Source organism: Bradyrhizobium sp. Ken51 (genome assembly GCF_055807435.1).
This window is the reverse complement of record NZ_JBVVPB010000005.1, coordinates 82,605-101,837: the sequence shown is the minus strand read 5'-3', so window position 1 is coordinate 101,837 and position 19,233 is coordinate 82,605. Positions and strand designations below refer to the sequence as shown.

17 protein-coding genes are annotated in these 19,233 nt (G+C 64.7%); 9 read left to right on the top strand and 8 right to left on the bottom strand.

The features are described 5' to 3' along the window. Window positions 1-139: 139 nt before the first annotated feature. Window positions 140-853 (bottom strand): hypothetical protein, encoded by a 714-nt coding sequence (locus AC0L27_RS11610; protein ID WP_354060560.1) that lies wholly within the window; start codon window positions 851-853, stop codon window positions 140-142. A 279-nt stretch (window positions 854-1,132) separates the two neighbouring features. Here AC0L27_RS11610 and AC0L27_RS11605 point away from each other — a divergent pair, with 279 nt between their 5' ends. Together AC0L27_RS11605 and AC0L27_RS11600 are read left to right on the top strand one after the other, a co-directional pair. Further along, window positions 1,133-2,056, top strand: coding sequence for an ABC transporter ATP-binding protein (locus tag AC0L27_RS11605; RefSeq protein ID WP_007600889.1), 924 nt, complete (start codon window positions 1,133-1,135; stop codon window positions 2,054-2,056). Continuing rightward, complete coding sequence (locus tag AC0L27_RS11600; RefSeq protein ID WP_354060558.1) at window positions 2,053-2,814, top strand: ABC transporter permease; 762 nt, start codon at window positions 2,053-2,055, stop codon at window positions 2,812-2,814. The genes AC0L27_RS11605 and AC0L27_RS11600 overlap by 4 nt, the downstream gene beginning before the upstream one ends. A 107-nt stretch (window positions 2,815-2,921) precedes the next feature. Here AC0L27_RS11600 and AC0L27_RS11595 read toward each other — a convergent pair whose 3' ends face one another. Then, entirely contained in the window at window positions 2,922-3,245 is a 324-nt protein-coding gene (locus AC0L27_RS11595) for a hypothetical protein (RefSeq protein WP_275173846.1), read from the bottom strand. A gap of 306 nt (window positions 3,246-3,551) precedes the next feature. Between AC0L27_RS11595 and AC0L27_RS11590 the strand changes: the two genes are divergently transcribed. The 3 genes from AC0L27_RS11590 (at window position 3,552) to AC0L27_RS11580 (ending at window position 6,527) form a co-directional block, all read left to right on the top strand. Next, window positions 3,552-4,322 (top strand): L,D-transpeptidase, encoded by a 771-nt coding sequence (locus tag AC0L27_RS11590; RefSeq protein WP_473319021.1) that lies wholly within the window; start codon window positions 3,552-3,554, stop codon window positions 4,320-4,322. A 225-nt stretch (window positions 4,323-4,547) separates the two neighbouring features. After that, the gene (locus tag AC0L27_RS11585) at window positions 4,548-4,802 is read left to right on the top strand and encodes an acyl carrier protein (RefSeq protein WP_106945368.1); all 255 of its coding nucleotides are present in this window, start codon (window positions 4,548-4,550) and stop codon (window positions 4,800-4,802) included. Window positions 4,803-4,826: 24 nt separating this feature from the next. Beyond that, window positions 4,827-6,527: a fatty acyl-AMP ligase gene (locus AC0L27_RS11580; protein WP_473319019.1), complete on the top strand. Its 1,701-nt coding sequence runs from the start codon at window positions 4,827-4,829 to the stop codon at window positions 6,525-6,527. 6 nt (window positions 6,528-6,533) lie between these two features. Here AC0L27_RS11580 and AC0L27_RS11575 read toward each other — a convergent pair whose 3' ends face one another. Genes AC0L27_RS11575 through AC0L27_RS11565 form a run of 3 tightly spaced genes read right to left on the bottom strand, consistent with a single transcriptional unit; the run spans window position 6,534 to window position 9,909 of the window. Next, a complete protein-coding gene (locus AC0L27_RS11575; RefSeq protein WP_473319018.1) occupies window positions 6,534-7,496 on the bottom strand; it encodes a hypothetical protein in 963 nt (320 codons plus the stop codon). A 25-nt stretch (window positions 7,497-7,521) separates the two neighbouring features. Further along, window positions 7,522-8,904 (bottom strand): MBOAT family O-acyltransferase, encoded by a 1,383-nt coding sequence (locus tag AC0L27_RS11570; RefSeq protein WP_473319016.1) that lies wholly within the window; start codon window positions 8,902-8,904, stop codon window positions 7,522-7,524. A 45-nt stretch (window positions 8,905-8,949) separates the two neighbouring features. Next, window positions 8,950-9,909 (bottom strand): acyl-CoA desaturase, encoded by a 960-nt coding sequence (locus AC0L27_RS11565; protein ID WP_473319013.1) that lies wholly within the window; start codon window positions 9,907-9,909, stop codon window positions 8,950-8,952. Window positions 9,910-10,069: 160 nt separating this feature from the next. On the opposite strand from AC0L27_RS11565, the gene AC0L27_RS11560 reads away from it, so the two are divergent. Further along, window positions 10,070-11,077, top strand: a complete 1,008-nt coding sequence (locus AC0L27_RS11560; RefSeq protein ID WP_473302198.1) for a glycerophosphodiester phosphodiesterase — start codon at window positions 10,070-10,072, stop codon at window positions 11,075-11,077. 148 nt (window positions 11,078-11,225) lie between these two features. Here AC0L27_RS11560 and AC0L27_RS11555 read toward each other — a convergent pair whose 3' ends face one another. Beyond that, complete coding sequence (locus tag AC0L27_RS11555; RefSeq protein WP_473319012.1) at window positions 11,226-13,508, bottom strand: fused MFS/spermidine synthase; 2,283 nt, start codon at window positions 13,506-13,508, stop codon at window positions 11,226-11,228. A gap of 250 nt (window positions 13,509-13,758) precedes the next feature. On the opposite strand from AC0L27_RS11555, the gene AC0L27_RS11550 reads away from it, so the two are divergent. Beyond that, window positions 13,759-15,369: a phytoene desaturase family protein gene (locus AC0L27_RS11550; protein ID WP_473319010.1), complete on the top strand. Its 1,611-nt coding sequence runs from the start codon at window positions 13,759-13,761 to the stop codon at window positions 15,367-15,369. 263 nt (window positions 15,370-15,632) lie between these two features. Here the strand turns inward: AC0L27_RS11550 and AC0L27_RS11545 are convergent, their stop codons facing one another. Beyond that, on the bottom strand, window positions 15,633-15,788 hold the full coding sequence (locus tag AC0L27_RS11545) for a Flp family type IVb pilin (RefSeq protein WP_456769831.1): 156 nt from the start codon (window positions 15,786-15,788) through the stop codon (window positions 15,633-15,635). A gap of 163 nt (window positions 15,789-15,951) precedes the next feature. On the opposite strand from AC0L27_RS11545, the gene AC0L27_RS11540 reads away from it, so the two are divergent. Further along, window positions 15,952-16,839, top strand: coding sequence for a 50S ribosomal protein L11 methyltransferase (locus AC0L27_RS11540; RefSeq protein ID WP_473319009.1), 888 nt, complete (start codon window positions 15,952-15,954; stop codon window positions 16,837-16,839). A 20-nt stretch (window positions 16,840-16,859) separates the two neighbouring features. On the opposite strand, the gene AC0L27_RS11535 is transcribed toward AC0L27_RS11540, so the two are convergent. Then, window positions 16,860-17,042, bottom strand: a complete 183-nt coding sequence (locus tag AC0L27_RS11535) for a hypothetical protein (protein ID WP_354060534.1) — start codon at window positions 17,040-17,042, stop codon at window positions 16,860-16,862. A gap of 188 nt (window positions 17,043-17,230) precedes the next feature. Between AC0L27_RS11535 and AC0L27_RS11530 the strand changes: the two genes are divergently transcribed. Beyond that, window positions 17,231-19,057: an aminopeptidase P family protein gene (locus tag AC0L27_RS11530; protein WP_473319008.1), complete on the top strand. Its 1,827-nt coding sequence runs from the start codon at window positions 17,231-17,233 to the stop codon at window positions 19,055-19,057. Window positions 19,058-19,233 lie beyond the last annotated feature (176 nt).

The window sequence follows — 19,233 nt, the reverse complement described above, 5'->3', positions numbered from 1 at the left end:
ATCGGGTGCCGAGTTCCCTTCCTCCGACCGGCAGGTGCTCAAGCGTTGTCTTGTGCAGAAGTCTGGCTGGCGCAGATACGACAATGCCGCCGTCGGCATGACGGCGGCATTGTCAATTCAGCGCCTTGCGGCGAAGGGCTTAATTCCGGGGAGCCGTTGCCGCCGCCGAACGCGCCGGCCTGGGCGCGCCGGGTTCGGCAACCGGAGCCGGTGCGCGCGAGCGCATGATTGCGGCGTCGATCTCGGCAATCACGCGGCGCTGGATCGCCTCGTTCTTGTCGATCGAGATGTGGCCGACGCCGGAGCCGCGGACGTCGACATTGTCGAGCTTGCCGCGAAACCCGTCCGCGCGCTTCACCGGCTCGCCGGGGCCGTCGCCGATATAGATGTTGATGTAGCGTTCAGCGCCGGTCGACAGCTTGGTCTTGAACACGGAGTCGAGCCCGACCGCGAGTTTCACGGGAACGCCAAGACGGTTGAGCTTGGCGATCATGTCCGGCAGCGCGGTCGCGCCGGAGGAGTGCCCGACCAGCACGATGGTCTTGAGCCGGCCGGCCTTGTAGGCGGCAGCCGCCTCGTCCGCGAGCGAGGACCAGGACACGAAATTCGCGACGGTCACCGGGATGCCCTGCGCCTGGAGGCGGGCGCCGATCGTGTCGAGCCCGAGCGAGAAGATGTTGAGCACGCCGCGGAGCAGGTAGACATGCGTGGTCGCGACCGCAGCCTGGCTCGGCGCCGCCTTGGCGGCGGTCGGGCTGATGGCAACAGCTGACAGCAGAAGCAGGCCCATCGCCCACGCACGGAGGGCGGACAACTGGCTGGCGCCGGCGGTATGACGGCCGTTCGGTCTCATCGATCTTTTCCCTGGGAGTATGCTTCGATCGGAATCGTAGCCATGGCCTGCTCGCAGACGCAACAAAGAGCCGCGTGAACGACGATCTTAGCGGCGAGCCGTGACCATCGCGCAACACTTGCCCGAAACCTGCCACCGAAGGGTCCGTTTTGAGGCCATTTTTCTCCCGCTGATTGCAGCCGCGCAAGGGCCTTCCTATCTCAGGGCTCCGCTGACCCGCCCCTCCCGGCTGGTTCCAGCCTCCCTCCCCAGCCTTTGCCCCTCAGACTTGCGGCCATCATGTCCTCCATCATTTCCGTCGCCAATTTGTCGAAGACCTATGGGTCCGGCTTCAAGGCGCTCAAGAACGTCAATCTCGACATCAAGCGCGGCGAAATCTTCGCGTTGCTCGGCCCCAACGGCGCCGGCAAGACCACGCTGATCTCGATCATCTGCGGCATCGCCAATCCGAGCGAAGGCAAGGTCCTCGTCGGCGGCGAGAACATCCAGACCTCCTATCGCAAGGCGCGCTCGCTGATCGGGCTGGTGCCGCAGGAATTGCACACCGATGCATTCGAGAGCGTATGGGCGACCGTGAGCTTCTCCCGCGGGCTGTTCGGCAAGCCGAAGAACCCCGATCATATCGAGAAGGTGCTGAAGGACCTCTCGCTGTGGGACAAGAAGGACAGCAAGATCATCACGCTCTCCGGCGGCATGAAGCGTCGCGTGATGATCGCCAAAGCGCTGTCGCACGAGCCGCAAATCCTGTTCCTGGACGAGCCGACCGCCGGCGTCGATGTCGAGTTGCGCAAGGGCATGTGGGAGGTGGTGCGCACGCTTCAGCAATCCGGTGTCACCATCATCCTGACCACGCATTACATCGAGGAAGCCGAGGAGATGGCCGACCGCATCGGTGTCATCAACAAGGGCGAGATCGTGCTGGTCGAGGACAAGGCCACCTTGATGCAGAAGCTCGGCAAGAAGCGGCTGACGCTGCACCTGCAAGGCAAGCTCGATGCGCTGCCGGAGAGTCTTGGCCATTACGAGCTCGACCTCTGTGACGGCGGCGCGACGCTGGTCTACGACTACGACACCAAGGGCGAGCGCACCGGCATTACCAGCCTGCTCGGCGACCTCCGCACCGCCGGCATCCGCTTCAACGATCTCGACACGACGCAATCGTCGCTCGAGGACATCTTCGTCGATCTCGTGAGGGCGTCATGAACTACCGGGCTGTCCGCGCCATCTACCTGTTCGAAATGGCGCGCACCTGGCGCACGCTGCTGCAAAGCATCGTCTCGCCGGTGGTCTCGACCTCGCTGTATTTCGTGGTGTTCGGCGCCGCGATCGGCTCGCGCATCAGCCAGGTCGAGGGCGTCAGCTACGGCACCTTCATCGTGCCGGGCCTGATCATGCTCTCGGTGCTGACGCAGAGCATCGCCAACGCCTCGTTCGGCATCTACTTCCCGAAATTCACCGGCACGATCTACGAGATCCTGTCGGCGCCGATCTCCTATTTCGAGATCGTGCTCGGCTATGTCGGCGCGGCCGCGACCAAATCGATCATCCTCGGCCTGATCATTCTCGCCACGGCCGGCCTGTTCGTGCCGCTGCACATCCATCATCCGGTCTGGATGCTGGCCTTCCTGGTGCTGACGGCGGTGACGTTCAGCCTGTTCGGCTTCATCATCGGCATCTGGGCCGACGGGTTCGAAAAGCTGCAGATGATCCCGATGCTGGTGGTGACGCCGCTGACCTTCCTCGGCGGCAGCTTCTATTCCATCGACATGCTGCCGCCCGCCTGGCGCACGGTGGCACTGCTCAATCCGGTCGTCTATCTGATCTCCGGCTTCCGCTGGAGCTTCTACGAGATCGCGGACGTCAGCATGGCCGTCAGCATCGGCATGACTACGGCGTTCCTGGTGATCTGTCTGGTCGCGATCTGGTGGATTTTCCGCACGGGGTATCGGTTGAAGAACTGATGGAGAGGCGCAGCCCCGATGGAGCGTAAGCGTAATCCGGGACAGGCGCGGCTTTCAGGCGATAGCGGCCCCGGATTGCACTTCGCTCCATCCGGGCTACGGCGACATCACCGATAACAGTGGAAGCGGTTGTATCCGTCGTAATAGCCGCGGCAGCGACGGTGGCCGCGATGGGGAATGCCGAACACCCCCTCGACAGCGCCGACGGCACCGCCGACACCGGCGCCGACCGCGCCACCCACCACGCCGCCCACGGGGCCGGCGATCCGGTTGCCTTCATATGAACCTTCCTGGGCGCCCCGAACGATGCCTTGGGCATGGCCAGGCTGTGGGATGCAGGACAGCGCGGCCAGAACGGCGGCGCCAGCGAAGAGCAAGCGGAAAGGGAGACCAGCCGGCCGTGAAGCGGCGGCGACACAAACTCTGTTCATCTTCATTCCCAAAGGTAAAACCAGCGGCGAAGGTCGCCAGCCAAGGCAGGTCAATCGCAACGCCGATGCAGCCAAATGGTTGCGCCAATGTGACCAATTGTCGGCGTTGTGAACGCATCTCCCGCTCGCGAAAATGTCAGCACCGCCGCTGGCTTTGCGGCACAAAGCGGCCTTGCTTACGCCGGGCGTCCCGTTAACGATGGGCTGGCAGGCCGCTGGAACGAAAGCCGGATTGCAGGCATAGTGCACGCCGGGGGACGGAGAGCCGCGGCGCCTAGTGTGAACAGGCCGGAGGCCAGAAGTCAGATGCGTTCGTTTTTTATTGCTTTCACCTCCCTGATGCTTTTGAGCGCGGGCACCGCGCAGGCCAAGGTCGAGATCACCGTCGACAAGGACAATCAGCAGATGACCGTCGCCGTCGACGGCGTCGCGCGCTACCACTGGCCGGTGTCGACAGGCATCCCCTCGCGGGAGACGCCGAACGGCGCGTTCCGCACCTTCCGCATGGAAGAGGATCACTACTCCAAGGAATTCGACGACGCGCCGATGCCGCACGCGATCTTCTTTACCAAGGTCGGGCACGCCATCCATGGCACCGACTCGGTCGGCCGGCTCGGCACGCCCGCCTCGCATGGCTGCGTGCGGCTGTCGCGCCAGAATGCCACGACGCTCTACGCGCTGGTGCAGCAGCAGGGCGTGCTCAACACCACGGTGACGCTGACCGGCTCGGCGCAGGTGGCGCTGGCGCGCAATCCGCGTGGCCGCAACCCCACGGCCGTGGCCCGCGCGCCGCAGCCCGTCGAAGAGCAATACGCCACATCAGGCGATCCCGTGAACCTGGCGCCTCAGGCCGCGCCTGCCCGCCGCTACATGCCGCAGGATGACAACTACATCTATCCGGCCGACGGCAGCGACACCGGCGCGCGCTACCCCGCCCCGCGCGGGGGCCGCCCGATCTATGACGCGCAGGTCTATCAGCAGCAGCCGCAGCAATATTACAATCAGGGCAACGGCACCTACTATCAGCCGCAGCCCCGGCAGGTTTACCAGCCGCGTGGCTATTACTACCAGAACTGACCCTATCTGGACGCGGCGTTGCCGCGCCAGCGAATCAGAAAGCCGCTGCGGCGACGGGCGCTTGCCGCAGTGGAGCGCAGGAAATAGCGCCAGCCGGTACACGGATTGGGCACCGGCCGACGCAAGGAAGCAACAGTCCACAACCTTCAACGCAGCGGCGTTCCGACCAAATTGACAACCAGGGGGGCGCCCGTATTGTCGTTCCCATTGTTTCTGGGGCATGACATGACACGCGAGCAGATTTCGGATTTCTGCGTTACCGCCCTGGCAAATATCCTGCGCATTTCGAAGGACCGCGTCGACATCGGCACGAAGTTCAGCCGCCTCGGGCTCGATTCGGCGATGCTGGTCTACCTGATGATGGAACTCGAGGAGAAGCTCGACCTCGAACTATCGACCGACGACTTCTACGACCATCCGACCGTTGAGGCGCTGTCGCGATTTCTCACCGACAAGCGCGCAATCCGCCCCGCCGCCTGAGGGCGGCTGAAGCCGGCGCAACCCATGGAAACCTTCCGCTCGCTCGTGGCACTGCTGGCCCGGCGTGCGGCGGAGCAGGCCGACGACCGCGCCTATGTCTTCGTCTCTGATCGCGGGGCGGAGGAAACTGTCCTCACCTTCCGCCAACTGCATCACTCCGCATCCGCGCTCGCGTCGCGACTGACCGCGGCCGCGCGTCCCGGCGACCGCGCCATCCTGGTGTTTCCGCCCGGCATCGAGTTCATGGTGGCGTTCTTCGGCTGTCTGATGGCCGGCATCATCGCCGTGCCGATGATGATGCCGCGGCGAAACAGCGCGCGCGACGCCAGCGCCACGATACTCGCCAATTGCACGCCGACGCTGGCACTCACCAATTCGGCCGTAGCGCTCCGTGGGGATATGCGGGCACGCTTCGCGCAGGAGAACATTCGATGGATCGAGGTCGATCTCGCCGCGGCCGACGGCGAGACGATCGAACTGCCCGAGCCGGCGCGGGACGACATCGCCTTCCTGCAATACACCTCCGGCTCGACGTCCGCGCCCAAGGGCGTGATGGTGAGCCACGCCAATCTGCTTGCCAATCTCGAGATGATCCGGCTCGGGCTCGGCAACACCCGGCAATCGACTTACGTGAATTGGGTGCCGCTCTATCACGACATGGGGCTGATCCTAAACGCACTGCAGGCGCTCTATGTCGGGGCGACCTGCGTGTTGATGGCGCCGAACGCGTTCATGCAGCGGCCGCTCGGCTGGCTCCGCGCGATCTCGCACTATCGCGCGGAAGTGGCGTGCAGCCCGAATTTCGGCTTCGACCTCTGCGTCAGCCGCTATCGCGCCGACCAGATGGAAGGCATCGATCTGTCCTCGCTCAGGATCGCGCTGAACGGCGCAGAGCCGGTGCATGCGGAAACCATCGAACGGTTCGCCCAGACATTTGCGCCGCACGGCTTCGACCCGCGCGGGATGTATCCCGCCTACGGAATGGCGGAAGCGACGCTCCTGATTTCCGGCGGACGCCGCGGCGGCGGTCATGTCACACGCACCCTGAGCCGCACGGCGCTTCAGGCGCATGCGGCGGAGGCGCCTTCCAGCGCCGAAGATACGCAAATCGCCGTCGGCTGCGGGCGCGCGCTCACCGGCGAACGGATCGCGATCGTGGACGCGGACAATCGGACGCGCCTGCCCGCGGACCGCGTCGGCGAGATATGGGTGAACGGGGCCAATGTCGCACGCGCCTATTGGCGCAACGACGAGGCGACGCGCGAGGGGCTCAATGCGCAGCTTGCCGGCGAAGACGGTGCGTGGCTGCGCACCGGCGACCTCGGCTTCATCGACGTCACAGGCGAATTGTTCGTCACGGGACGGATCAAGGATCTCATCATTATCCGCGGCATCAACCATTATCCGCAGGACGTCGAGCGCACGGTGCAGTCCCTCGACCAAGCTTTGCGCGAAAACTGCGGCGCGGCGTTCTCGGTGCCGGACGAGACCGGCGAGGAGGCGCTCGTCATCGTCCAGGAAATCGAGCGCACCGCGCGCCACTCGATCGACACCGAAGCGATCAAGGGCCGGATTCGCGAGGCCGTCACCGACAACCACGAACTCTCCGCGCGCCACATCGCGCTGATCCGGCCCGGCACCCTGCCGAAGACCACCAGCGGCAAGATCCAGCGCAAGCTGGCGCGCAAACTCTGGCTCGATGGCGGTTTCGAGCAGCTCGGCTGAGACGATTCAGAAATCGATCTTCGCGCTCTCTCCATCGCGCAGGCTCGCAGCGATCCCCTGCTCGATCTTGCGCGCGAGGATGGGGCGATAGTGGATGAAGTCGGCAAAATTGGCGCGGTCGCGCGTGAGATCGTTGTCAACGCGATAGCTGATGAAATTGCTGCGCGGGCGGCCCGCGACCACTTTTTTCAATGCTGCGTCGCAGGCGCTGCGCTCCAACGCTGCTTCCTTGCCGGGCTTCGGCACCGTGGTTGCGAAGGTCGGGGGCACGATGATGACGACGGGCACATCGGCCGGCAATGTCCTGACGCTATCTGCCAGCGCAGCGATCTCGGGAAATGTCGCCCGCATCTCGGCGGACGAGGACGGCGCCGGATCCCTGGGCCAGCCGACTTCCTTGAATTGACCCGGGGGCCAGATGTCCTCGTAACTGACAAAGCCGTCGGGGTTCATCCGTGGTCGCCAGCCGAGCCCGATACTGATCCGTTGAAAAGCCTGCTCGATTGCCTGCCATGAGATCAGACGTGCAGCGTAGGTGACGACGCTTCTGTCATAGAGCCAGTCGGGAAATGGGACGCCGCCCTCCTCCTTGGGCCGTGCATGCGCGCACCAGCCGGGGTCGGCTACGATCACCAGTGCGCCGACGTGCTCGTGATTCCGGAGGAAGAAGTCCAGCACCGCGAGTTCCTGGCGGGGAAACGCACCGGTCATGTAGAGCTGCACGAAGCGCAGGCCGGTTGCGCGCGACAATTCCATCGGCTCGATCATCTGCGCCGTCGAATTACCCAGGATCGCGGCATTAAAATCCGGATTCCTGGCGCGGCTCGCGGCCGTGATCTGGGTCAGACGATTGTCGACGCCGTCGATACCGAACAGACCGAGCTTGCCGCTGTCATAGGGATCGACCGCCACCATGAGTGCGAGCACCAGCAGCGCAGCCCCGATCAGCGTGCCCAGGCACGCGAGCAAGCTCCGGCCCCAGCCGGGATCGGTCTCAGAACTTGAAGTAGACGAAGTCATGGAGATCCCGACCACCCATGTGAAGCAGCAGTGCGAACAGCCCAAGACCGAGCAGGCCCGCGAGCCACGGATCGGGACGGCGCGTGAGTACCGCCACGATGTCCTGGCTCGCCGGCAACAGGAAGGCGAACAGCGGCGCGACAAGCAGCGGCCACAAATGCTTTCCGCGCTCGAGCGGCAGCGGCGAAACCAACCCGCAGAAGACATGCCATGCCGCCTCCACGGAGCCCGCGCGGAAGATGACGCCGGTCGCGAGCACGAACAACACGGTGAGCGCCCAGCCGAGCCATGACGGGAACGTCGGGCCATAGCGACGCCACAGTGTGCAGGCGACCAGCGCAAGCCCGTGCAGCACGCCCCACAGCACGAAGGTCCAGCTCGCGCCGTGCCACAGGCCGCACAGCGCCATCGTGACCATCATCGCGCCGAAGAACTGGATCGGGAGCCAGTGCCGCGGCAGCAGGCGGAGATTGATCAGCGGATAGAACACGTAGTCGCGCAGGAACAGCATCAATGTGATGTGCCAGCGCTGCCAGAAATCCTGGATATTGGTCGAGCGGAGCGGCGCGTTGAAATTGTACGGCAGCTGCACGCCGAACAGGAGACCGAGCCCGATTGCGATGTCGGAATAGCCGGAGAAATCGAACAGGATCTGGAAAGAGAAGCAGAAGGCGAGCCAGGCATCACCGCTCGCGAGCGGGCCATTCGCTGCCTGCGCGTAGATGGGATCGAGCAGATGGGCGAGGCCGTCGGCGATCACGATTTTTTCGAACAGGCCGATCGCGATGAAGCAGGTCGCGACGCAGAACTGGCGCTGCCAGCCCGGAACGTAGACCTGCCTGCCGAACTGATGCATCACCTCCGACCAGCGCGCCAGGGGGCCGGCGATCGCCTGCGGGAAGAAGGCGATGTAGAGCGCGTAGCGGTCGAGCGCATAGAGCGGCGCCCTGCCGCGCTTGAGGTCGACCAGATACATGATGTGGTGGAAGATGAAGAAGGAGATGCCGAGCGGCAGTCCGATGTCGAGCACCGGCAATGTCGTACCCAGCACGAGACCCAGATCGGCAAGAAGGAAGTTGGCGTATTTGAACAGCGCCAGCACCGCAAGATCGAGCATGATCACCAGCGTCAGCACCGCCGGCCATTTCACGCGCCCATAAGCGACCGAGGCGAGCCAGTTGATCGCGATCGAGCCGATCAGGAGCAGGATGAAGGACGGGCTGCCCCAGGCATAGAAGGCGAGCGACAGCGCGACCTGCACGCCGATGCGCCACTGCGGATGAGGATCGGCCAGGCGATAGATCAGCAGCGCCGCGGGCAGGAAGACCAGGAGAAAGGGATAGTCGTTGAACAGCATCGGTTCAAAGCCGCGCCATCGCCGGCGTGAGCCGGCGGATGATGCTCAGCCCGTTTCGAGGTCGGGCGCGGCGTCGCCCGGCTGCCGCAGCATGCGTCGCGCAATCTTCTCCTCGCTCGGCACCTTGACGTCCCAGGCCAGTCCGAGCGCTTCCAGAGCCCGGATGAAGATGTAGCCGGGATCGAACTCGAACCAGCGCAGGCCGAACGCCGCGGAATAGGGAAAGGCGTGGTGGTTGTTGTGCCAGCCCTCGCCCCAGGCAAGCCAGGCCATCACGCCGAGATTGCGGCTGTTGTCGTCGCGGGTGACGAAGGGCTGCGCGCCAAAGCTATGCATCACGGAGTTGATGGCCGACATGGTCTGCTCGACCACGAACATGCGCACCACGCCGCCCCACAGCAAGCCGGTCAGTGCGCCCCACAGGCTCATGGTGGCGAGGCCGCCGATCGCGGCCGGCAGCACCAGGCCGAGACCGACCCAAGTGTAATAGTAGCTGTTGACGGCAACCAGCCTGCGATCCGCCATCAGATCCGGGACATAGTGCGCAACGTTGGGATAATCGTGCTCGATCATCCAGGTCAAATGCGCGTGCAGGAAGCCGCGCAGGCGGCCGAATGGGCCCTCGCCGTGCAGCCGCGGCGAATGCAGATCGCCGTCGTGATCGGACAATTCGTGGTGCCGGCGGTGCATTGCCGCCCAGGACAGCATGGGACCGCGGCCGGCCATCGATCCCATCACGACCAGGATCGCACTCATCGCCGTGGAGGTCGCGAAGGCGCGGTGGGTGAAGAGCCGGTGATAACCGACGGTAAGGCCGAGGCCGGTGACCAGCCAGAAGCCAACGAACAGGCCAAGCTCCATCGCGCCTATTGGGCGGTAGAGCAGAACGGCCAATGCCAGCAGCGTGCCGAGAAAGGGCAAAACGTCGAAGATGATGAAATGCCGCCGCTGCATCCGGCGAAAATGCCGGCTGCGGATAATTCGATGATCGCGTTGCTGCTGCACGGGCGGATTTCCAGGGCGCCGACTATGAGTACATACCCCCGCGGCGGCCGCAACCCAAGCCACCGCCCAAGGTTTCAACAGCCACGGAAGCCTATACTATGGGCCGGACACGCCCAAATGCGTTGAAATATCACCCTTTCCGCTTGCCCCTCGAGCCGCCATGCCGTCACGTGCTGCGACGATCTTGACCGTACTGTCACTTCTCATTGCGGGACCGGCCATGGGATTCGATTCGGGATCTGATTCGGCCTTCGACATCGAGGCCCATCGCGGCGGGCGGGCACTGCTGCCGGAAAACACGCTTCCGGCCTTCGCCAACGCGCTGTCGATGGGCGTGGACACGCTGGAGCTCGACGTCGGCATCACCGCCGACGGCGAAGTCGTCGTCTCGCATGAGCGCGGGCTCAATCCTGATCTCGCGCGGGATGCGAGCGGCGCCTACATCGCGCCTCCCGGCACGCCGTTCGTGAAACTGCGGCTCGCCGACGTCAGGACCTATGACGTCGGCGAGATCCGGCCAGACAGCCCTTACGCGAAACAATTCCCCGACCAGCGCGCCATGCCCGGGACCCGCATTCCGACCCTGAGCGAGCTGTTCGCGCTGGTGCGCAAATCCGGCAACACGCGCGTGCGCTTCAACATCGAGACCAAGATCGATCCCAACCATCCGAACGAGACGCTCGATCCGCAAGCTTTCGTTACCAGGCTGCTCGGCGTGGTCGAAGCCGCAAAATTCTCCGACCGCGTCATGATCCAGTCGTTCGACTGGCGAACCCTGCTGCTGGTCCAGCAGCGGGCACCGAAGATGCCGACGGTGTACCTGACGCTCCAGCGCGGCTCGGGCCAGACGGTGGCGCTGGACAAGGCGACCAATTGGACGGCGGGATTCAGCCCGGCCGACCATGGCGGGTCGCTTCCCCGAACCATCAAGGCTGCGGGCGGCGCGGTCTGGTCGCCCTATTTCGGCGATGTGACCGCGGCACTGATCGCCGAGGCCCATGCGCTCGGGCTGCGTGTCGTGGTCTGGACGGTCAACAAACCCGAAGACATGGCGCGCATGATCGAGATCGGCGTCGACGGCATCATCTCCGACAGGCCCGATTTGCTGCGACAGGTCGCGGGGGAGAAGGGAATTGCGTTGCCGGCGGGGACAGCGGTGGAGCCTTAAGACCAGGGCTCGTGTCCCGGACGCGGTGCAGCGTGCAACGCTGCTCCGCAGAGCCGGGGACCCAGAAGTTGCGATGGGCCCCGGCTCTGCTGCGCATCACTTCGTGCTGCGCAGCGTCGGGGGCACGAGACCATGAGTGGCGCGAAGCCTACTCCCCGTCCCGCAAGCGCCGGTACAGCGCGCCCAAAATGTTGGAGTAATCGTCGGTCCAGACCCGCACCCTGTCGTCGGCTTCGGTCTGCTCCCATGATTTCGACGATGCGAGCCTGCCGACGTCGGCATCCTCGCGGGCGGAGATGACGACGTCGGTCGAGAAGATGTAGTCGCCATCGCGCCCCGAATCCTCGTTGTAGACCCAGCTCTTGAGATCGTTGGCATCGGCGATGCCGACCACGACAGTCTCGAGATCGAGGTGGCGGTTGGAGACGTGCATCACCACGGCACCGTGCGGAGCGAGCTTGTCCTTGTAGATCTTCATCGCCTCTTCGGTGGCAAGATGGATCGGGATCGCATCCGACGAATAGGCGTCGACGATGATGAGATCATAGGCGCCGTCCGGCTCCTTCGCGAAGGTGAGGCGGGCATCGCCGATCACCGGCTTCAGGCCCGGCATGCAGCTCGAAATGTAGCGGAAATTCTTCGGATCGCTTGCCGCGTCGACCATCGACTGGTCGATCTCGAAGAAGGTCCAGCTTTCGCCGGGCTCGGCAGCGCAGGCGAGCGTGCCCGATCCGACGCCGATTGCGGCAACCTTCAGCGGCGCGCCCTTGCGCTCGCGGATCGCGGTGACGGCCTGACCGATGCCGCCATCCCTGTGATAGTAGGTGATCGGCTCGGGCCGGCCGGTGACGGGCGTGCCGTCATTGTTGAGGAAACGCTCGGCGCCGTGGATCGTGGTGCCGTGCATCAGCACGTGGAAATAGCCGCCGGGCGTCACCACGATCTTGTGCACGCCGAAGAAGCTGCGCACCGTGGTGACGCGGCCTTCGTCCGCCGGATAAACCCGGATCAACGCCAGCGCGAGCACGACGGTGGCGAATATCTTCCAGCGGTCGGCATTGACCGCGAGCGCCAGCAGCGCGGCGAGAACGCCGACGCCGCCAGCCGCCCAGACCCGGTGATCCTCGAACCAGGTCGATAGCCCGCCCGTCGTGGTGGACGGCGCAACGAGCACGATGGCCAGTGCGGCAAGCGCCAGCCAGTACCATTTGACGATGCCCGCCAGTCGCTCGTTCGCGGGCGGCCGGCACAGCGCGGCAAGCGCAACCAGGATCGGATATTCGGCGATCCAGGAGAATGTGAACGGCGCGACGAGCCCTGCGAACAGGCCGCCGACCATGCCGCCGAAGGACAGCGCGACATAAAAGCCGGTGAGATATTTGGCAGCCGGCCGGGTCCGCGCCAATTCGCCGTGGCAGGCCATCGCGATGACAAAGAAGCACAATTGATGGCCGCCGAGCGTCAGCAGCAGGTTCTGTTCGCCGCCGAACGCCAGCAGGAAGACGACGCCCGCAATCGCGACCGGCTGGAGCATCAGCATCCATTTGTGCGGCAGCAGCGGCCGCGACTGGAACACCACCACCCAGGTCAAGAGGTACAGCGACAGCGGCAGCACCCACAGCAGCGGCGCCGCCGCGACGTCGGTCGAGATGTGCGCGGTGACGGCGATGAGCAGGCCGGACGGCACCCCGGCGAGGAATATCCAGCGCAGCCGCGTCATGAAACCGGCCGCCGGCGCGTTGATATCCTCGGTGCGCGCATCGACCATGGCCAGCTTCGGCGAGCGCAACAGCAGCACGCCACATGCCGCGATCAGGAGGATCAGAATGCCGTAACCGCCGGTCCAGAGCCGGTTCTGCGTGTGCAGCGTGAACATCGGCTCCAGCAGGAACGGATAGGACAGCAGGGCGAGAAAGCTGCCGATGTTGGAGGACGCATAGAGGAAATAGGGATCATGTCCGGCCGGATGCCCGGTGCGGACGAACCAGGCCTGCAGCAACGGATTGTTGGCGGCGAGCGCGAAGAACGGCAGCCCGATCGAGATCACGAACAGGCCGAGCAGCCAGACCGCGTAGCCCGAGCCGGGCGGCTCGCCATAGGCCGAGGCGATGCCGAGCGGCAGCGTGGCGAAGGCCGCGATCAGCAGCAGCAGATGCACCACCACCGGAACGATGCGGTTCCTCACCTGCATCAACACATGCGCATAGGCGTAGCCCGCCAGCAGCAGCGACTGGAAGAACACCATCGCCACCGACCACACCGCCGGCGAGCCGCCGAGCCGCGGCAGGACCATCTTCGTGAACAGCGGCTGCACCGAGAACAGCAACAGCGCGCTGACGAAGATCGCAGCGGTGTAGACCGTCAGCAGCAGCCGGTTGCGCGACGAGGACGGCTGCTCCGTGGCGGCGGGTTGCACGACGATCGAATCCATGGAAGCTCCGGCATAATCCCGGCGGGCGCCGGGCGCGCGCAATGGAGCACAAGGCGCCTGAACGAGCAATAAAGGGTCTCGTGATGTTGCAGCGGGGAATGCTTGATATAAGACGGTCGTTCCGGGGCGATGCGACGGGACCGCGAAGCGCGGCCCGGAGCATCGAACCCGGAACCTCGAGATTCTCCGGTGCGGAGCCCGCACCACAGTTCGCGCTTCGCGCACGCCGGAATGACACCACCAGGGACGCATGATCGAAACCGACGTCGTCATCATCGGCGCTGGCCATAACGGCCTCACCTGCGCGGCCTATCTCGCGATGGCCGGCTTGCGCGTGCGCGTGGTCGAGCGCCGCAAGGTGGTCGGCGGGGCCGCGGTCACAGAGGAGTTTCATCCCGGCTTCCGCAATTCGGTCGCGGCCTACACCGTGAGCCTGCTCAATCCGCAGGTGATCCGCGACCTCAAGCTGGCCGAGCAGGGCCTGCGGATCGTCGAACGGCGCGCGCAGAATTTTCTGCCTGCGCTCGACGGCAGCTATCTCCTCACCGGCGAGGGGCGGACGCAGGCGTCCGTCGCACGGCTGAGCGCGCATGATGCAAACGCGCTCGACGGGTTTTCGCGCGAGCTCGAAGAGATCGCCGACGTGCTCCGGCAGTTCGTGCTGCGCGCGCCGCCAAACCTGCTCGACGGTTTCGGCACGGCCTCGATCCGCGAAGCCGTGAACGCGTTCCAGAGCGCCAACATCCTTCGTGGGCTGTCGCTGGAGCAGAACCGCAGCCTGCTCGATCTCTTCACCCGCTCGGCCGGCGAGATGCTGGATGAACGTTTCGAGCATGATCTGGTCAAGGCGCTGTTCGGCTTCGATGCCATCGTCGGCAATTATGCCAGCCCCTACGCCGCAGGCTCTGCCTATGTGATGCTGCATCACGCCTTCGGCGAGGTGAACGGCAAGAAGGGCGTCTGGGGTCACGCCATCGGCGGCATGGGCGCGATCACGCAGGCCATGGCGCGCGCCGCACGCGACCGCGGCGTTGTGATCGACACCGATGCGGGCGTGCGCGAGGTCATCGTCGAGCGCGACCGCGCGGTCGGGGTGGCGCTGGAGAACGGCACGACCATCCGCGCGAAATATGTCGCGGCCAACGTCAATCCGAAGCTGCTCTATACGCGGCTGGTCGCCGCCGATGCCCTTCCCCAAAACTTCCTCGACCGCATCCGGCACTGGAAGAACGGCTCCGGCACCTTTCGCATGAATGTGGCGCTGGACCGCCTGCCCTCCTTCACGGCGCTGCCGGGCGACGGCGATCATCTCACCTCCGGCATCATCCTGGCCCCTGATCTCGGCTACATGGATCGCGCCTTCCTCGATGCCCGGGCGCATGGCTGGAGCCGAGAGCCCGTCGTGGAAATGCTGATCCCCTCGACGCTCGACGATACGCTCGCGCCCGCAGGACAACATGTCGCGAGCCTGTTCTGCCAGCATGTCGCGCCGGAGCTTCCCGATGGAAAGTCGTGGGACGACCACCGCGACGAGGTCGCCGACCTCATGATCGCGACGGTGGACAAATACGCGCCGGGTTTTGCGGCAAGCGTGCTCGGCCGCCAGATCCTGTCACCGCTCGATCTCGAACGGCAGTTCGGCCTGCTCGGCGGCGACATCTTCCACGGCGCGCTGACGCTGAACCAGCTGTTCTCGGCGCGGCCGATGCTGGGCCACGCCGATTATCGCGGACCCGTGAGGGGCCTCTATCACTGCGGCTCCGGCGCCCACCCCGGCGGCGGCGTCACCGGCGCCCCCGGCCACAACGCCGCGCAGGCGATCCTGAGAGATCACAGGTCGCTGTTTGGAAGCCGTGGATAAGCTGTGGACAGGTTGTTGGCAGAGCTGTGGAAGATCTGTGGGTTACGCTCGTCCCTGCCTGGTACAAGTCGCGGGAAAAGCTGGGGATGAGCGGCGGAATAATCCATCGACAAAGCCCGGAAAAACCAGCGGATAGCCTGTGGGCATTCTGTGAAAACCAATCCCCAAAAACGACTCCGCCCGCCAGGGGGCAATTCCCCCGACGGGCGCTGGTCGAAAGCAGTCCTATGCAGAAATGGCCCGCCGGGAAATGGGAGCGGAAATTACTTCAAGGAGGTGCTAATCGAGGTGAACTTCTCGTTCATCGTGGTGCCCAGGCCGTTCACCACGGTGATGATCGCCAGCGCGATTCCTGCTGCGATCAGGCCGTATTCGATTGCGGTTGCACCTGAATCGTCGGTCCAGAACTTCAAAATCATGCGCTTCAAGTCTCGCCTCCTATTCAATTTCGAGCTGTGTGGTTTGCCCAACATCCGCAAATTTACGTCCTACAACCTGCGGTCGGGTTAATCTCATGAATGCAAGTTATGCGAAAAATTGGGAACAAAAGTTCCAAAAATTGAACCGGACGGAACCCTGAGAATGCAGCCCTCCACCCATCGCGCCAGTTTTTCGATCGGCAGCGAGATCGCCGCCAGGCGCATTGTCGACGTCCTCACCGAAATGTTCTTCGAGGACGATGCGGCGGTCGCCGCCTTCGAGCAGCCTAACGGACAGTGGGACGTCGCGCTGCATTTCGCGAACGCGCCGGACCGGGCGTGGCTTCGCGAACTCGTTGCAACCTCAGCAGGAAATGAGATCGCGGACACGCTGGCCTTCGACACCGTCGAAGCCAGGGACTGGGTCAGATCAAGCCTGGAAGATCTCGTCCCGGTGCCGGCCGGGCGCTTCGTCGTCCACGGCAGCCATGACCGCCACCGCGTGCCGCCAAACAAGCTCGCCATCGAGATCGAGGCCGCTCTCGCCTTCGGCACCGGCCATCACGGCACCACACGCGGCTGTTTACTCCTGCTTGACCATGTCCTGAAAAGCACCCGGCCCGGCCGCGTGCTCGACCTCGGCACCGGGACCGGCGTGCTCGGGATAGCGGCGGCGAAGGCGCTGCATCGCGCGGTGCTGGCCTCCGACATCGACCCGGCCTCGGTCAAGGTCGCAGCCGAGAACGCGTTGTTGAACGAGGTCGGTCACCATGTGCGAGTGATCCGCGCCACCGGCTTCGCTGCGGCTGATTTCGGCAGATGCGGCCCGTTCGACCTGGTGCTGGCCAACATCCTTGCCAATCCGCTGCGGCAATTGGCGGGCCCGTTGACGCGGCACCTCGCACCTGGCGGGCGCGTCATCCTCTCCGGCCTGCTGACACCTCAGGTCCCCGCCGTGATCGCCGCCTACCGCGCGCGCGGCCTCGTGCCTCTGAAGCACTTGCGGATCGAGGGGTGGAGCAGCCTGTTGCTGCGGAAGATGGGTGAGTAGGAGTGGTGCCGTAGATGCCGCTACTTCGCGGCCTTCTCGTCCCGGCGCATCGCGCGCTCGGCCTGCGAGGCGCGCCTCGCTCGGCGTTCGGCGAAACGGTCGATCATCTGGCTGATGAGGCCGCGCGGCTTCTTCGGTGTTGTCGCCGCAGCCGGAGCGCGGCGCACCGGCGGCGTAATCTTCTCAAACGTGAACGCTGGCATCGAGTGTCCCCTCGTCGTTGAGATGAACAACTTGCTCGAATTTCCCTGTTATCCGGACGAAGCGCAACTGCCGCATCCTGTACTCCACTCAATTCGAATGGAACTTGTTCAAGCACAGTCCATGCCAGATGCGACCTCAAATGCGTCTACATTGCGGACTGATCCGCATGATCCTAAAGTGATCCACCATGTTCGAAGCGCACTTCCAGACATTCGAGGAGCCCGAGGCCGGCGTCGCATTGACGGCTCGGCTGGCCGCGCTCCGTGAAGAACTCGCCCGCCGCAAGCTGACCGGTTTCGTGATTCCACGCGCCGATCAACAACAGAATGAGTATGTGCCGCCGTCGGAAGAGCGCCTGGCCTGGCTGACCGGTTTTACCGGCTCGGCGGGACTGGCGGTGGTGCTGACGCACGAGGCAGCATTGTTCGTCGATGGACGCTACACGATCCAGGCGGCCAAGCAGGTCGATTCAAGGGCCTGGGCCGTGGAATCTCTGATCGATCCCCCGCCGGAAAGCTGGATATCGGCACACCTGAAGGCCGGTGATCGCCTCGGATTTGATCCGTGGTTGCACACTTTTTCGGCAGCCGAGCGTTTGGCCGCCTGCACCAAGGCCGGTGCCGAGTTGGTCGCGGTCGACAGCAATCCGGTCGACGCGATCTGGCAGGACCGGCCACAGCCGCCGATTGCGCCGGTCACGGTGCACGGGATGCAACATGCCGGCGTGACTGAAGCCGAGAAGCTGACGCAGATCAGGAGCGAGATCGGCAAGCTCGGCGTCGATGCCTTGGTGCTGTCCGACAGCCATGCCGTGGCCTGGACGTTCAACATCCGCGGCGCCGACGTCGCGCATACGCCGCTGCCGCTGTCCTATGCGCTGGTGCCGAAGGACGGCCGTCCCACAGTCTTCATCGATCACCGCAAGCTCTCCAATTTGACGCGGGACCATCTCGAGCAGTCCGCCGACGTGCGCGAGCCCGATGCGATGGCGCCGACGCTGATGGCGCTCGCCAAGAGTGGTGGATCGATTGCGCTCGACAATGCGACCGCGGCCGATGCCCTCAGCCGGCTGATCACGGGTGCCGGCGGCAAGCCGGTGCGCGGCAGCGATCCGATCGCGCTGCTCAAGGCGGTCAAGAACACGACCGAGATCAAGGGCACGCAAACGGCGCACCGGCGCGACGCCGTGGCGCTGGCACGCTTCCTCGCCTTCATCGACCGCGAGGCGGCAAGCGGCAAGCTCACCGAGATCGACGCGGTCGAGGCACTGGAGACGTTCCGCCGCGACACCGGCGCGCTCAAGGACGTGTCGTTCCCGACCATATCGGGCACCGGCCCGAATGGCGCCATCGTGCACTACCGCGTCACCCGCAAGAGCAACCGGCGGATCGTGCCCGGCGATCTGCTGCTGATCGATTCAGGTGCACAATATGAAGACGGCACCACCGACGTCACCCGCACCATGGCCGTGGGCGAGCCGACCGACGAGATGCGCGACCGCTTCACGCGTGTGCTGCGCGGCCACATCGCGATCGCGCGGGCGGTCTTCCCCGACGGCGCCACCGGCGCGCAGCTCGACACACTCGCACGGCAATATCTCTGGGCCGCCGGCGTCGATTTCGAGCATGGCACCGGCCACGGCGTCGGCAGCTATCTCTCGGTGCACGAAGGACCGGCGCGGATATCGAAGCTCGGCACCACGCCGCTGAAGCGCGGCATGATCCTGTCCAACGAGCCCGGCTACTACAAGACCGACGGTTTCGGCATCCGCATCGAGAACCTCGAACTGGTGGTCGCAGCCGACATCAAGGGCGCGGAAAAATCGATGAACGCGTTCGAGACGCTGACCCTGGCGCCGATCGACCGCCGGCTGATCGATGTGGCCATGCTGGGCAAGGACGAGCTCGACTGGCTCAACGCCTACCACGCGCGCGTCAGGGCCGAGGTGCGGCCGGCGCTGGACGCGACGACAAAGGCCTGGCTCGACCAGGCCACGGCGGAGTTGAAGGCGTAAGCGCGTCGTTCACGGGCTCGACGCATAGCACCACGCGATTTGCGCAAGGCTGCTTCTCCACCACAGCTGTCATGCTCCGCGAAAGCGGGGCATCCAGTACGCCGCGGCCTCTCCGTATAGAATTGCAGCCTCTGGAATACTGGATTCCCCGCCTTCGCGGGGAATGACACCTGTCA